The organism is Paramagnetospirillum marisnigri (assembly GCF_001650715.1).
Classification (GTDB): domain Bacteria; phylum Pseudomonadota; class Alphaproteobacteria; order Rhodospirillales; family Magnetospirillaceae; genus Phaeospirillum; species Phaeospirillum marisnigri.
This window is the reverse complement of record NZ_LWQT01000040.1, coordinates 1-12,482: the sequence shown is the minus strand read 5'-3', so window position 1 is coordinate 12,482 and position 12,482 is coordinate 1. Positions and strand designations below refer to the sequence as shown.

At 65.1% G+C, this 12,482-nt stretch carries 12 protein-coding genes; 7 read left to right on the top strand and 5 right to left on the bottom strand.

Going from position 1 to position 12,482, the window contains the following annotated elements:
• From A6A04_RS04255 to glgB, 3 genes are read right to left on the bottom strand one after another with little or no spacing between them, the layout of a single operon-like run.
• The gene (locus A6A04_RS04255; RefSeq protein WP_068490249.1) at positions 1-378 is read right to left on the bottom strand and encodes a DUF5615 family PIN-like protein; all 378 of its coding nucleotides are present in this window, start codon (positions 376-378) and stop codon (positions 1-3) included.
• A gap of 9 nt (positions 379-387) precedes the next feature.
• Positions 388-609, bottom strand: a complete 222-nt coding sequence (locus A6A04_RS04250; RefSeq protein WP_068490247.1) for a DUF433 domain-containing protein — start codon at positions 607-609, stop codon at positions 388-390.
• A 29-nt stretch (positions 610-638) separates the two neighbouring features.
• Entirely contained in the window at positions 639-2,831 is a 2,193-nt protein-coding gene (glgB, locus tag A6A04_RS04245) for a 1,4-alpha-glucan branching protein GlgB (RefSeq protein ID WP_068490245.1), read from the bottom strand.
• 226 nt (positions 2,832-3,057) lie between these two features.
• Here glgB and A6A04_RS04240 point away from each other — a divergent pair, with 226 nt between their 5' ends.
• Entirely contained in the window at positions 3,058-3,282 is a 225-nt protein-coding gene (locus tag A6A04_RS04240) for a hypothetical protein (protein ID WP_068490243.1), read from the top strand.
• A gap of 119 nt (positions 3,283-3,401) precedes the next feature.
• On the opposite strand, the gene A6A04_RS04235 is transcribed toward A6A04_RS04240, so the two are convergent.
• Complete coding sequence (locus tag A6A04_RS04235; protein WP_245651070.1) at positions 3,402-4,967, bottom strand: TolC family outer membrane protein; 1,566 nt, start codon at positions 4,965-4,967, stop codon at positions 3,402-3,404.
• Positions 4,968-5,191: 224 nt separating this feature from the next.
• Between A6A04_RS04235 and A6A04_RS04230 the strand changes: the two genes are divergently transcribed.
• The 5 genes from A6A04_RS04230 to A6A04_RS22170 all read left to right on the top strand — a co-directional run bounded on the left by A6A04_RS04230 (position 5,192) and on the right by A6A04_RS22170 (position 10,242).
• Complete coding sequence (locus A6A04_RS04230) at positions 5,192-6,952, top strand: tetratricopeptide repeat protein (RefSeq protein WP_068490238.1); 1,761 nt, start codon at positions 5,192-5,194, stop codon at positions 6,950-6,952.
• Positions 6,953-7,069: 117 nt separating this feature from the next.
• On the top strand, positions 7,070-7,675 hold the full coding sequence (locus tag A6A04_RS04225) for a GntR family transcriptional regulator (protein ID WP_068490237.1): 606 nt from the start codon (positions 7,070-7,072) through the stop codon (positions 7,673-7,675).
• A gap of 49 nt (positions 7,676-7,724) precedes the next feature.
• Positions 7,725-7,931: a hypothetical protein gene (locus tag A6A04_RS04220; protein ID WP_156612467.1), complete on the top strand. Its 207-nt coding sequence runs from the start codon at positions 7,725-7,727 to the stop codon at positions 7,929-7,931.
• Between the two features lie 104 nt (positions 7,932-8,035).
• The gene (locus tag A6A04_RS23060; protein WP_245651069.1) at positions 8,036-10,066 is read left to right on the top strand and encodes a 3'-5' exonuclease; all 2,031 of its coding nucleotides are present in this window, start codon (positions 8,036-8,038) and stop codon (positions 10,064-10,066) included.
• Positions 10,067-10,068: 2 nt separating this feature from the next.
• On the top strand, positions 10,069-10,242 hold the full coding sequence (locus A6A04_RS22170; protein WP_156612466.1) for a hypothetical protein: 174 nt from the start codon (positions 10,069-10,071) through the stop codon (positions 10,240-10,242).
• Here A6A04_RS22170 and A6A04_RS04210 read toward each other — a convergent pair whose 3' ends face one another.
• Positions 10,243-11,682, bottom strand: a complete 1,440-nt coding sequence (locus A6A04_RS04210; RefSeq protein ID WP_068490233.1) for a DUF294 nucleotidyltransferase-like domain-containing protein — start codon at positions 11,680-11,682, stop codon at positions 10,243-10,245.
• A gap of 498 nt (positions 11,683-12,180) precedes the next feature.
• On the opposite strand from A6A04_RS04210, the gene A6A04_RS04205 reads away from it, so the two are divergent.
• Positions 12,181-12,482, top strand: a 302-nt coding sequence (locus A6A04_RS04205) for a DUF485 domain-containing protein (RefSeq protein ID WP_082914696.1), incomplete at its 3' end; no start/stop codon positions are given.

The following is a 12,482-nucleotide window of genomic DNA, read 5'->3' as shown; positions in this document are numbered from 1 at the left end:
TCAGTCGTCCTCGGGCGGCGGCAGGTTGGGCAGGCGGATGTCGTCCTCGGCATGGACCTCGATCAGTCGATTGACGGTATCGCCCAGGGTGGCGATGAAGTCCAGCGCCGCCTCGAACAGGCGGACCTGATCGGGGGGTTCCAACTGGGGAATCAGGATCACGAGACCATTATGCAGGGGCTGCTGGGAATACAGCTTGCGAAAGTCCTTGCCGTTGCGGGTGACGAAGACGTAGTTACCCTCCAAGATCAGGTCCATCAGGTTGTAATCCTGCCAGCCCTTCTTACCCATGAACACCACATGGGTGGCGTCGCGGTCCCGCATCTTGGCCGCGGCAACCAGCTTCTGGCTCAGGCATTCGTCGATGAGGATACGCATCCCCGCGGGTCAACCCTCGTCCGGCTGGGGATGGACGGCGGCATAGGCCACGGCCACCCGGATGTCCTCGCGGGTCAGCGACGGATAGTCGTCAAGGATGTCGAACTCGCTGACGCCACGCTTCACCAGCCAGGCGACGAAATGGGCGGGAACCCTGGTGCCGCGCAGCACGGGCTGTCCCCCCATCACGTTGGGGTCCTTGATCACTTCCGACTTCATCCGGTGCGGCATGCGGCGCCTCCTTTCCGCCCAATTTAGCCCTATCGGTCGCGCTTGAATACGCACGTCGCCAGCGGCGGCAGCGTCAGGCGGATGGACCAGGGCTGGCCGTTCCACGGAACCTCGTCGGCCCAGACGCCGCCGTCATTGTGGACGTTGGAGCCGCCATACCATTCGGAATCGGTGTTGAGGATCTCGCGGTAATAGCCGGCTTCGGGCACGCCGATCCGGTAGTTTTCGCGCACCAGCGGGGTATAGCTGCCCGCCACCACCAGGAAATCGGCGGGGTCCTGAGCCATGCGCCGCCAGGTCAGCACCGAATTGTCGCGGTCGGTGCAGTCGATCCAGGCGAAGCCGCGCGAATCATTGTCCAACTGGTGCAGCGCCGGTTCCGAGCGGTACAGGCGGTTGAGGTCGCGCACCAGGCGGCGGATTCCTTCGTGGCGGGGATCGTTCAGCAGATGCCAGTCCAGGCTGGCATCCTCGTCCCATTCCCGCTCCTGGGCGAATTCGCAGCCCATGAACAGCAGCTTCTTGCCGGGCTGGGTCCACATGAAGCCGTAATAGGCCCGCAGATTGGCGAATTTCTGCCAGGGATCGCCCGGCATGCGCCCGAAGATCGATCCCTTGCCGTGCACCACCTCGTCATGGGACAGCGGCAGCACGAAATTTTCGTGATAGGCGTAAAGCTGGGCGAAGGTCAGGTCGTCGTGGTGATAGCGGCGGTGAATGGGGTCCTTGCCGAAATAGCGCAACGTGTCGTGCATCCAGCCCATGTTCCATTTGAAGCCGAAGCCGAGGCCGCCCAGATGCACCGGCCGCGACACGCCGGGCCAAGCGGTGGATTCCTCGGCCACGGTCATGGCGCCGGGATGCTCGCCATAGACCACCTGATTCATCCGGCGCAGGAAGTCGATGGCCTCCAGATTCTCGTTGCCGCCATAGCGGTTTGGAATCCATTCGCCGGGATCGCGGGAATAGTCGAGATAGAGCATGGAGGCCACCGCATCCACCCGCAGCCCGTCCACATGGTATTCCTCCAGCCAATACAGCGCGTTGGCGTAGAGGTAGTTCATCACCTCCTTGCGGCCGTAATTGTAGATCTGGGTGTTCCAGTCCTTGTGGATGCCCAGGCGCGGGTCCTCGTGCTCGTAGAGATGGGTGCCGTCGAAATAGTGCAGGCCGTGGGGGTCATTGGGGAAATGCCCCGCCACCCAGTCGACGATGACGCCGATGCCGCGACAGTGCAGGCTTTCCACCAGGGCGCGGAACTCCTCGGGCGAGCCATAGCGCGAGGTGGGGGCGAACAGCCCCACCGGCTGATAGCCCCACGAGCCGCCGAAGGGGTGCTCGTGGACCGGCAGGAACTCCACATGGGTGAAGCCCATCTCGGCCACGTAATCGGCCAGTTGCTCGGCCTGTTCCAGATAGGAGAGCGGTCGGTTGCCGTCTTCCGGCACCCGGCGCCACGATCCCAGATGCACCTCGTAGATGCTGACCGGGGCATGGCGGTCGTTGCGGGCCTTCTGGGCGGCCATCCAGTCTGCGTCGCGCCAGGGCCGCTCGGCCAGTTCCCACACCACCGAGGCGGTCTTGGGCGGCACCTCGGCGAAATGGCCGTAGGGGTCGGCCTTGAGCGGCAGCAGAACGCCGCCCCGGGCCAGGATCTCGAACTTATAGACGCAGCCCTGGCCCAGGCCGGGAATGAAGATTTCCCAGACCCCGGCGTCATGGCGCCGCCGCATGGCATGGCGCCGCCCGTCCCAGCCGTTGAAATCGCCCACCACCGATACGCGGTCGGCATTGGGGGCCCAGACCGCGAAGTGAACGCCCGCGATGCCGTCGGCCTCGCGCAGATGGGCGCCCAGCTTCTCGAAGGTGCGCAGATGGGTGCCCTCGACCAGAAGGTGGATATCGAGATCACCCAGCAGCGGCGGGAAGCGATAGGGGTCGTCGATCTCAAACACCCGTCCGTCCTGCTCCTCCACCGCCAGCCGGTAGCTGGCCGGGCGGGGCAGGCGGACGGCGAACAGGCCATCGGGGTGGACGCGTTCCATCTCGGTCTCGCCCGCCTTGGTCAGCACCGAGACCCGGCGGGCCTGGGGCTGCAGGCTGCGGATGATGACATCCGTTCCCAGGTCATGGGGACCCAGCACCGCGAAGGGGTCGCCGTGGCGCCCACGGGCGATGGCGTCGGCGGCGTCACGCGCCACGAGAGTGACTTTCTTCGACATGCTGTCCCCTTTGGACGAAGGTCCTGGATCGAGTTTCGCCGTCTTCGGCCGGAAAGACAAAGGGCGATTTCGCAACGGCGCCCCAAGGGTGGCAAGGGGAGGGATTTGACTTTCGCAAAGTCCCCAAATCTGGTAGTACATTGCCCCGAGGGGACCGGCTCGGGGTGGGCCGGGTATTCAATCTTATCGGTCGGTTTGGCCGATACCGCAATTCATGGAGCGTGTAATGGGCGTCCTTCCGAAGGTTCTGGGTCTCACCGTGGCCGGCGTTACGGTCATCGCTCTTTATCTGGCCGTTCCCGTGCTCGGCGCTCTGTTCGGCGCCGTCGCCAGCCCCAGCCCGGCCACCAGCCCGCTGGGCATCGTGGTCTATCTGGGCCTGCTGCTGACCGCCGTCTTTACCGCGCTGGTGATGTACATGGCCTCGACCGGCGGCTCGCAGGAGGGCTGAAGCCCGTCCCGGCCGATCCGTCAGGATCCATGCAAGACGCCCCGGACTTGGTCCGGGGCGTTTTTCATTGGGGCGATGCCCAGGGGCAGGGTCCGAGGGGAACGTTCAGGGGGGAAGGCTCAGGGGCGCATGGACCAGAAGTCGTCGCGCTTGGCCGTCTGGTCACGGGACATCTGGTCTTGGGCCATCTGATCGCGCATGACCTCGCTGACGGCGGCGGCGGCGCCCTGGCGCGGCGGGACATCCATGGGCGTTGCTGAAACCGGCGCCAGCGGCGCGGCGGCAGGCTGCGGCGGCGCGGAGGGGGGCGTCCTGGCGGGGGTGGTGGTGGCCTGCACGGGCTTGCCCGCCATGGGGCGGGTCAGGTCGGATGATTTCACCGGAGTCAGGACCGGGGCGCTGGCGGGCTTGGCACGGGCCAGGGAATCCACTTCCAGGCGCCCCATGCCGGACAGCAATTCGTAGGAGGCCTGATACATGTCGTAATAGGCGCCGGTGTAATTGATGCGGGCCTCGTTGATCTTGGTCTCCTCGTCCAGAACTTCCTGGACGGTGGCCTTGCCGGCCTCGCGCTTCTTCTTCTGGGCCTCCCAGACTTCCTCCGCCAGATTGGCGGCATTTTCCAGCAGTTCCATGCGCTGGCGGGCGGTCTGCAGCTTGTGCCAGGCGGTGCGCACCGCCTCGGACACCTTGCGGCTGGCGAACAGACGGTTGTCCTTGGTGATGGCGTGATCCCAGGAGGCCTGCGCCACCTGGGCGTCGGTCTTAAATCCCGAGAACAGCTCCCAGTTGGCCACCAGCATCAGCGACCAGTCCCGGCGCGGTCCGACCACGCCATTCTTGCCGTGTTCGTAGTCGGCCTTGCCCACCAGATCGAGGGTGGGCCAGAACCCGGCCTCGGCCACCTTGCGGCGCTCGTCGGTCAGGCTGATGGTCTTGGTGGCGGATTCCAGGGTGGGGTTGTCGCGCTCGGCCACGTCCAGGGAATCATCCAGGGATTCGGGAAGCAGATCCATGGGCAGGGGCGGATCGCTCAGCGAGCCCACATCGGGGGCGTGGCCATAGACCTGGGTGTATTTGGCGACGGCGGTCTGGAAGTCGCCCTCGAACTTGACGCGGTGTTCCTTGGCGATCTGCAGACGCTGCTTGGCGGCCAGCACGTCGGACGCGATGCCCGAGCCTTTCTGGACGCGCTCGTCCTCCAGGTTCAGCTGTTCGGCCACCTTGCGCTCGTTCTCGCGGCCCAGGGCCACCAGGCGGGTCTGACGCAGGATTTCCAGATAGGCGATGGCGCCTTCCAGATAGGTGCTCTGGCGGGTGGCGCGCAGATCGGATTCGGCGATGGAATGGCTGACCTTGGCGGCGCCCACGCTGGAATCGGTCAGGAAGCCGTCGAAAATCTTCTGGGTCACCGTCATGCTGGCGGTGTTGCGCTTGTCGCTGAAGGGCTTGCCCTGGGTGGTGCGGCGGTCCGGGCTGTCGATATATTCGTAGCCCTGGTCGGCCCCCAGCTTGGCGGTGGGCAGGTAGCCGGAGCGGGCGGCGCGGATGCCCTCGGTGGCGCCGCTGATGGCCTTCTTGCGGGACTGGATCTGGGGGTGGCTGTCGGTCAGGCCGCGCATTTCCTCTTCCAGGGAGGCGGCGCCAACGGGAGAGGCATGCAGGGTCAGTGCCAGTGTCGCCACACTGGTCCACAGAACCAGTCTCCGTGCTGCCGCTGCTGAAATAGCCAAAACAGGCAATGCTGATCCCCCGAATATGCTGGCATGATATACACGCTTTCAAATCCATTGTGAATCCCTTGTGCTCGGCCCCAAGTGGGCACTGGCACAAGATCTTGTCTCCTTGCGGCGATCTTCCGCCCGGTTATGATGGAGCCCCTCGGACAAGCCACGGCAATCGGGCAGGAATGAACCAGATTCCCTTGAACTCCACCGACATCGCCGAAGAACGCTTCCTGGCGGAACTTGACCGGCTGCATCCCGACTCGCCCGATATCCTGGCCCGGCTCGCGCTGGCGCGTCTGGCACTGGGGCGCGGCGACGAGGCGTTCCGGAGCGCGGAGCGGGCGGTGGCGGTGGCGCCCGGCCATGGTGGCGCCCGCACGACTTTGGGCCAGGTGCTGATCAGCCAGCGAAAGGTGGACGAGGCCCGCGCGGCCTTCGAGGAAGCGGTCAGGCTGGAGCCCACGGATGCCCGCGCCTGGCTTGGGCTGGGCGAGTGCCTGGCCAGCCTGACCGGCGGGCAGGCGGCGGCGGTGGACGCCTTGCGCCGGGCGGTATCGCTGGCGCCACGTGATTCCCGGGCGCCAACCCTGTTGGGGGCTGTCCTGATGTCGCTGGGACGTCACGAGGATGCCATTCAGGCCTACCGCGCCGCCATCATGGTCTGCGCCAATCCCAACCCCGCCGACCTGCTCAACAATCTCGGGGTCGCGCTGGAGCGGCTGGAACGGCGCGACGAGGCGGTGGCGGTGCTGCGCGCCGCCGCCCTGGTGCGTCCCGATTCCATCGCCATCCAGGACAATCTCGGCAATTCGCTGCTGGCCACCGGCAATGCCCCCGGCGCCGAGGCCTGCCACCGCCGCGCCCTGGCCTTGGGCGCCAAGGGCGCCGAGACCTGGAGCAATCTGGCCAATTCCCTCCACCGCCAGGGACGGCTGGATGAAGCCGACGCAGCCTATCGCCGGGCCATCCAGATGGCGCCGCAGGCCCCGAAATTCCACACCAATCTCGCTCTCAACCTGCTGCTGTCGGGCCGCTTCGCCGAGGGATGGCGGGAATATGAGTGGCGATGGCGCGACCACCCCAATTTTCCGCCCCATCTGCGGGAATTCCCTTGGGACGGCGGGCCGTTGCCGCCCGATATGCCCCATGGCGGCACCCTGCTGCTTCAGGCGGAGCAGGGCTATGGCGATACCATTCAGTTCGTCCGCTTCGCGCCGCTGCTGAAGCAGCGCGGCGTGACCCGGGTCGTGTTGGCCTGTCAGCCCGAACTGGTGCGTCTGGTGGGCAGCGCCCCCGGCCTCGACCAGACGATTCCCGAAACCGGCCCCTTGCCGCCGTTCGATCGGGCGGTGACCCTGTTGTCGCTGGCGGGGGTGTTCAAGGCGGGCGACGAGCCCGTACCCGCCCAGATGCCCTATATCTCGGTGCCCGAGGGGGCCGGGGTGGACCTGCCCGAGGCCGAGGGGCGGCTCAAGGTGGGGCTGGCCTGGGCCGGACGTCCCACCCATGGCGATGACTGGAACCGCTCGATCCCCGCCCGGCTGCTGGCGCCGCTGCTCGACGTGCCCGACGTGGCCTTCTACAGCCTGCAACGGGGAGCCGTGGCCGAACGGCTGGGACGGCCACCGGCGGGCAGGCTGCTGGACGCCGCCGATCTGTGCGCCGATTTTGCCGATTCCGCGGCGGTGGTCGCCGCCATGGATCTCATCATCTCGGTGGACACGGCCGTAGTCCATGTGGCGGGAGCCCTGGGCAAGCCGGTGTGGCTGCTGTTGCCGCCGGTTCCTGACTTCCGATGGCTGATGCGGGGCGAGACCTCGGCCTGGTATCCCTCGCTGCGCCTGTTGCGACGCGGCTTCGATACCGGTTGGGAACCGGTGATCGCCCAGGCCGAAACTTGGCTGCGCCGTGCCGTGACGGATCGCGCACCCAGCAGCGCGTAAAAGTCTTGATGTATACAATCTTTGAATGCATTCTGCCAGAATGCAATCTGTCGACACGCCAACGCCAACATCATTACAACGATTAAGGGCGAGCCGTCGCGCGCCGATGGACCGGCCATGACCACCATCGCCAGCAAACCATCCAAGGCCGAGCAAGTTCGCGGCGTATTGATGGCCGAGATCCTGGCCGGTCGCCGCCTGCCCGGCGAGAAGCTGGGGGAGGAGGAGATCGCCGCCCGCCATCACTGTTCGCGCACTCCGGTCCGGGAAGCCCTGCGCCATCTCAATGCCATAGGCCTGGTGCATTTTCGTCCCCGTCACGGTGCCACGGTGGCCGCCCCGGACACCCGTGCGATGCAAGAGCTTCGCGATGCCATGGCCGAACTGGAATCGGTCCTTGCCGAACTGGTGGCGGGCCACTTGTCCGAGGACGCCCAGGATCGGCTGCGGCGACTGATGACGGAAGGTGGCGGCGTGGACGAGGTGCTTGATATCCTGCATGCCGCCGTGGGCAATCCGGTGCTGGTGGAATTGGCGAGTTCGCTGCGTCAACGCTTCAAGCCGCGCTGGTCGCCCGATGGATTGGAGAAGCGGGGGCTGTTGCGGCCGGTGGTTGATGCCCTGATGGCTGGGGATGGCGCCCGCGCCCGGGTGGCCATGCGGGACATGATTCTGTCCTCGGCCCGCCATAATTGCCCTGATCACGCCCCGCCGCCGCCATGATGGGCGTCTAGCATGATCCCACGGCCGCTTCCGGCCGGTGGAGACCATCATGAGCTATCCCCTGTTTGACAGCGGTTATATCCTGTGGGCCGGAGACCTTGACTCAAGGTTGAAGGAGCAGGTGGGCCTGTCGTTCCGCGCCCTTGGGGTCGATCCCAGGCTGTTGCTGCGCAGCTATTACGATGGCTGCTCGGTGTCGGCGGCGCTGTCCGTCATCGCTGCCCGCCATGGTTTGGACGCCCTGGCGGGGGCCTAATGTGAAATCGCCATGGTTGGGGGTCGATATCCGGGGTTGACGCGGAAGGCGAGGCACGGCGTGATAGTGGGAACAAGACGTCAAGAACGGGAGGAGGCTTGCCTGTGGCGGTCAAGTGGCGGGGGCCCTTTCCCTGGCTTGCGGCAGTGTTCGTCACCGATGTGGCCGTCACCATCGCGGCTGGTCATTTCCTGTCACAGGGAGTGGTCGATCGCGAGGAACTGACGGCGCTGGTGCTGGTGTCCATCGCCGGTGCCACGGTGTTGTTCGCCGTGTCGTGGAAGATCATCGAGTTCCTGACCGTACGCTCGATCCGGCGCATGGCTTCGGAAGTGCGCGCCATCGCCTATGGCACCGGCCGCGACGGGGTCGATCCCGAACGCTATTTCATGATCTCGCCGCTGCCCGAGGCGGTGAACGAGGTCTGTGCCCGCATGGTCAAGGCCCGGGCCGAACTGGCCGAGGGCCTGTCCTCGGCCACCCGCAAATCCGAGGAGAATTCCCGGCGGCTCGCCGCCATCCTCAACGACCTGCATGAAGGCGTGGTGGTGTGCAACCAGCGCCATCAGATGGTGCTCTACAATCAGGTGGCCTTCGACACCCTGCGCGAGACCGCCGAGCTTGGACTCGGCCGCTCGCTGTTCGAGACCATGGCGCGCGAGCCGGTGGTCCACATGTTCGACATCCTGGGCAACCGGCCCGAGATGGCCGGGCGCGGCGTGCCGTTCCTGCTGGGCAGCATCGACGACCGGGTGCTGCTGCAGGCCCGCATGACCCTGATCCGCGACGAGAGCAGCAGTGTTACCGGCTATGTGGTGACCTTCGTCGATGCCGGACCGCAACTTGCCGCGCTGGTGGACCGCGAGGCGCTGCTGCGCGAGGTGGCCGAGGATGTGGAGGCGCCCCTCAAGCGCATCACCATGGCCGCCGACGATGCCGCGGTGGTGCGGCGCGAAAGTGCCGCCATCGCCACCGCCATCCGGCGGGTGACCGATGGCTATCAGAAGATGCTGTCGGGTTGGTGGCCGATGACCGACATCAATTCCACCGAATTCCTGTCCTTCGTCGGCTCACGCCTGGGCGAGGAGGTGCATTCCACGGTGATCGGACTGCCGGTCTGGCTGCACGGCGATTCCCACTCGCTGGTCATGGCAGTGGAATCCCTTATCCGCCGTACCGCTGATCAGGTGGGGGCCACGGAATTCGACCTGTCGGCGGGGCAGGGGGACGGCGATCTCGCCTGGATCGAATTCGCCTGGTCGGGCGCCATGGTGGAACAGGCGTTGTTGGACCGCTGGATGGCCCAGCCCCTGGTGGCCCTGGGCCGCATGACGGTCAGGGACGTGCTGCAGCACCATGCCGGGGCCGAGTTGATCCGCGAGCGCCGTGACGGTGGTGGCGCCATCCGATTGCCCATGCGCAAGGGGATCGAGCAGCATGGCCATGATCGTCAGGTGCTGCCGGGCCGTCCGGAATTCTATGACCTGACCTTGCTTGAACAATCCCGCGATACCGGCGCCATGGGGGGGCGGCCGCTGAAATCACTGACCTATGTGGTGTTCGATACCGAGACCACCGGTCTTTTCCCGTCCCAGGGCGACCAGATCGTTTCCATCGCCGGGGTGCGCATCGTCAACGGCCGCATCCTGTCGGGGGAAAGCTTCAACCGCATCGTCAATCCCGGCCGCCCCATTCCGGCGGAGTCCATCCGGTTTCACGGCATCACCGACGAGATGGTCAAGGACAAGCCCCCGGCCGCCGTGGTGCTGCCCCAGTTCCGCAACTATGTCTCGGACGCGGTGATGGTGGCGCACAACGCCGCCTTCGACCTGAAATTCCTGCGCATGCGCGAGCGCCAGATGGGGATCAGCTTCGACAATCCGGTGCTGGACACCATGATCCTGTCCAACTATCTGGACGGCCCCGAGGCCGGGCATTCCCTGGACGACATCTGCGAGCGCTACGGCATCGAGATTACAGAGCGTCATACCGCCCTGGGGGATTCCATGGTGACGGCGGCGGTGCTGCTGCGACAGATCGAGGCATTGGAGGCTCGGGGCATCCACACCCTTGACGCGGCGGTCAAGACCCTGGATATCGCCATGATCCTGCACGAACGGCAAAGGGTGCTCTGAATATGGTCGAAATGCTGCTGTCCTTCGGGGCCATTGCCCTGGCGGCCATCCTGGGGTCGTATGCCTTCCGCTTTCTGGCGGTGCGCTTCGGCCAGAACGTGGCCTTCGGCGTCATGGCCGTGGTCCTGGGGATCGCATTCGCGGTGCAGAACTGGCTGGAGAAGGCGCCGGGCTGATCAGCCCGCCACTCCGCATACATATTTCAGCGTCTTCAGTCGCTTGAAGGCCCAGGCCAAGCGGGCGCGGGTGCGCTTGTCGAAGCGTTTGGGGTCGATGCGGGCCGAGGGCGAGATGCCGCTGGCGATATCGGCCAGCTGTTGTTCCAGCATGACGCGGAGCACCACCTCGCGCACCTCGATGAAGTCGCGCAGGTCGTCCTCGTGCAGGGCGCCCGCCTCTTTCAGGGCGGCGAAGCGTTCATCCGTGCCGGTGGCGGGAATATGGGCACGAATGGCGCGCATGCGCGCCGCGCTGACCAGGGGCAGCAGGCCGAACTTCTTGGCGTTGAGCCGCCCCTGCTTGGTGACGAAGTTGCCGAACAGGCCGATGGAGCCGTCCATGCCCGCCACGTTCTGGGCCAGATAGCGCAGGAAGAAGGCCGATTGCGATGCCTTGTCCATGGCCATGACGCGCAGGTCCTCGGCCAGGGCGCGGTCGCCCCAGACCGGCTGGAAGTCGAAGAAGATATCGCAGTTCATCACCGTCTGGTTCTCGACGGAATAGACCCAGCGATGCACCTCGTCGCGCCATTCCTCCAGGCTCTTGCGCCATTTGGGCTCGCGCGCCATCACGCCGCCGTCGCAGAACGGAATGCCCGCCGCGTGCAAGGTATCGTTGAGGCGCTTGCCCAGTTCGGCGAACCAGGCGTCGTCGGTCGGTTTGCCGTCGTGGACGATGGCATTGTCCTGGTCGAAGGCCAGCAGGCTTTCGCCCCGGCCGCCCGACCCTAGGATCAGCACGGAATAGCGGGCGGGAGCCGGGCCCCAACCGTCGTCCAGCAGGGACAGTTCCGCGAGTTCGGTGGCCCGGGCCGTCATGTCGCGCAGCACCAGCGAGATCACCGAGGCGATGTTGCGGGCGGTGACGCCTTCCCCAAGCAGGCCCTTGGCCAGCTTGGGCAGATTGGTGATGACGCCGCGCATTTCGTCCGGGCCGCGGGCGCTTTCCACGGAATCACCCAGGACCAAGGCTTCGGTGGCGCGGACTTTCAACAGGGCGCGGCCGGTGACCATGCCCAACGGGCGGCGGTCCTCGTCCACCACCACCAGGTGGCGCAGCCCCATGCGGGTCATGCGGGCCAGCGCGACATAGACATAGGCGTCGGCGGGAACGGTGGCGACCGGCTTGGTCATGGTCTCGGCCAGGCTGGCCTCGAGACCGGAAGGGCCGTCATTGGACAGGATGCGCAGCAGGTCGCGCTCGGTGAAAATACCGGCGGTCCGTCCCTCGGCATCGACGCCGACGATGGAGGATACCCTGGCCTCGTACATCTTGCGCACCGCTTCCGACAAGGTCAGCGAGTCCGACGCGGTCAGGACGGGCGTGCTCATCACCTCGCGCAGGCGATGGCGATAAGGAAAGCTGTCGATTCTGGCAAGGGCGGCAAGGTCGTTCATGGCGCGCTCACGATAGTGGCGAACGGGGAATTTTCAACGTTTTTCTGGCGGATATTGGTTGTTTTGCCGCTTGCCATTGGATGCCGTGAAATCCACCACGAGAAGACACTAGGGTGTTTACTGGATACCGGGCACCCCCGATTAAGTGCAATTGGTGCGCTCGGCAAGTGTCAATTTCGGGCAATTAAGCAAAAACTAGAAGAATGTGGTTGCTTGTCTTTAATAAAGCCGAAGGTATCCTATTGTGAATACCTTCATTCTCATTAGTATAAGCAGCTTTATAAATAGGAGGCGCGCCGACGGAGTTGACGGCCAGAACAGCGGATGTTAATGAGGATGTATCGCCTCAGGCAAGCTGTGGGCGCATGACCTGTACGCATAGGTGCTATCATGCGCCTGCGTGCTCAGAAACGCAGAAACCGGCGCCAAGACCGGAAGTGGAAAACATCATTCGCTGCCCCCTTTGGGTATGCGGCGGTGACAAAGTGGAGGGTCAAAGTGAGCTCATCTAACCAACCTTCGGCCGCGAATCTCGCGAGCGCCGAGCACATTCGGAACAATCCGAAATTCGCCGAACTGGTCCGCAAGCGTAACGCGTTCGCCTGGACGCTGTCCGCCATCATGTTGATCATCTATTTCGGCTTCATCCTGATCATCGCCTTCAACAAGGCCTGGCTGGGCACTCTGCTCGCCCAGGGCGGCGTCACCACCATCGGTTTTCCGATCGGCGTGGGCGTCATCCTGAGCGCCATCGCGCTCACCGGCATCTACGTCTATCGCGCCAACGGCGAATTCGACGA

Excerpts from the sequence above, each read along its gene's own strand:
- A6A04_RS04230 (WP_068490238.1), top strand. The coding sequence starts at position 5,192 with ATGAACCAGATTCCCTTGAACTCCACCGACATCGCCGAAGAACGCTTC.
- A6A04_RS04210 (WP_068490233.1), bottom strand. The coding sequence starts at position 11,682 with ATGAACGACCTTGCCGCCCTTGCCAGAATCGACAGCTTTCCTTATCGC.
- glgB (WP_068490245.1), bottom strand. The coding sequence starts at position 2,831 with ATGTCGAAGAAAGTCACTCTCGTGGCGCGTGACGCCGCCGACGCCATC.
- A6A04_RS04255 (WP_068490249.1), bottom strand. The coding sequence starts at position 378 with ATGCGTATCCTCATCGACGAATGCCTGAGCCAGAAGCTGGTTGCCGCG.
- A6A04_RS04220 (WP_156612467.1), top strand. The coding sequence starts at position 7,725 with ATGAGCTATCCCCTGTTTGACAGCGGTTATATCCTGTGGGCCGGAGAC.
- A6A04_RS04250 (WP_068490247.1), bottom strand. The coding sequence starts at position 609 with ATGCCGCACCGGATGAAGTCGGAAGTGATCAAGGACCCCAACGTGATG.
- A6A04_RS22170 (WP_156612466.1), top strand. The coding sequence starts at position 10,069 with ATGGTCGAAATGCTGCTGTCCTTCGGGGCCATTGCCCTGGCGGCCATC.
- A6A04_RS04225 (WP_068490237.1), top strand. The coding sequence starts at position 7,070 with ATGACCACCATCGCCAGCAAACCATCCAAGGCCGAGCAAGTTCGCGGC.
- A6A04_RS04240 (WP_068490243.1), top strand. The coding sequence starts at position 3,058 with ATGGGCGTCCTTCCGAAGGTTCTGGGTCTCACCGTGGCCGGCGTTACG.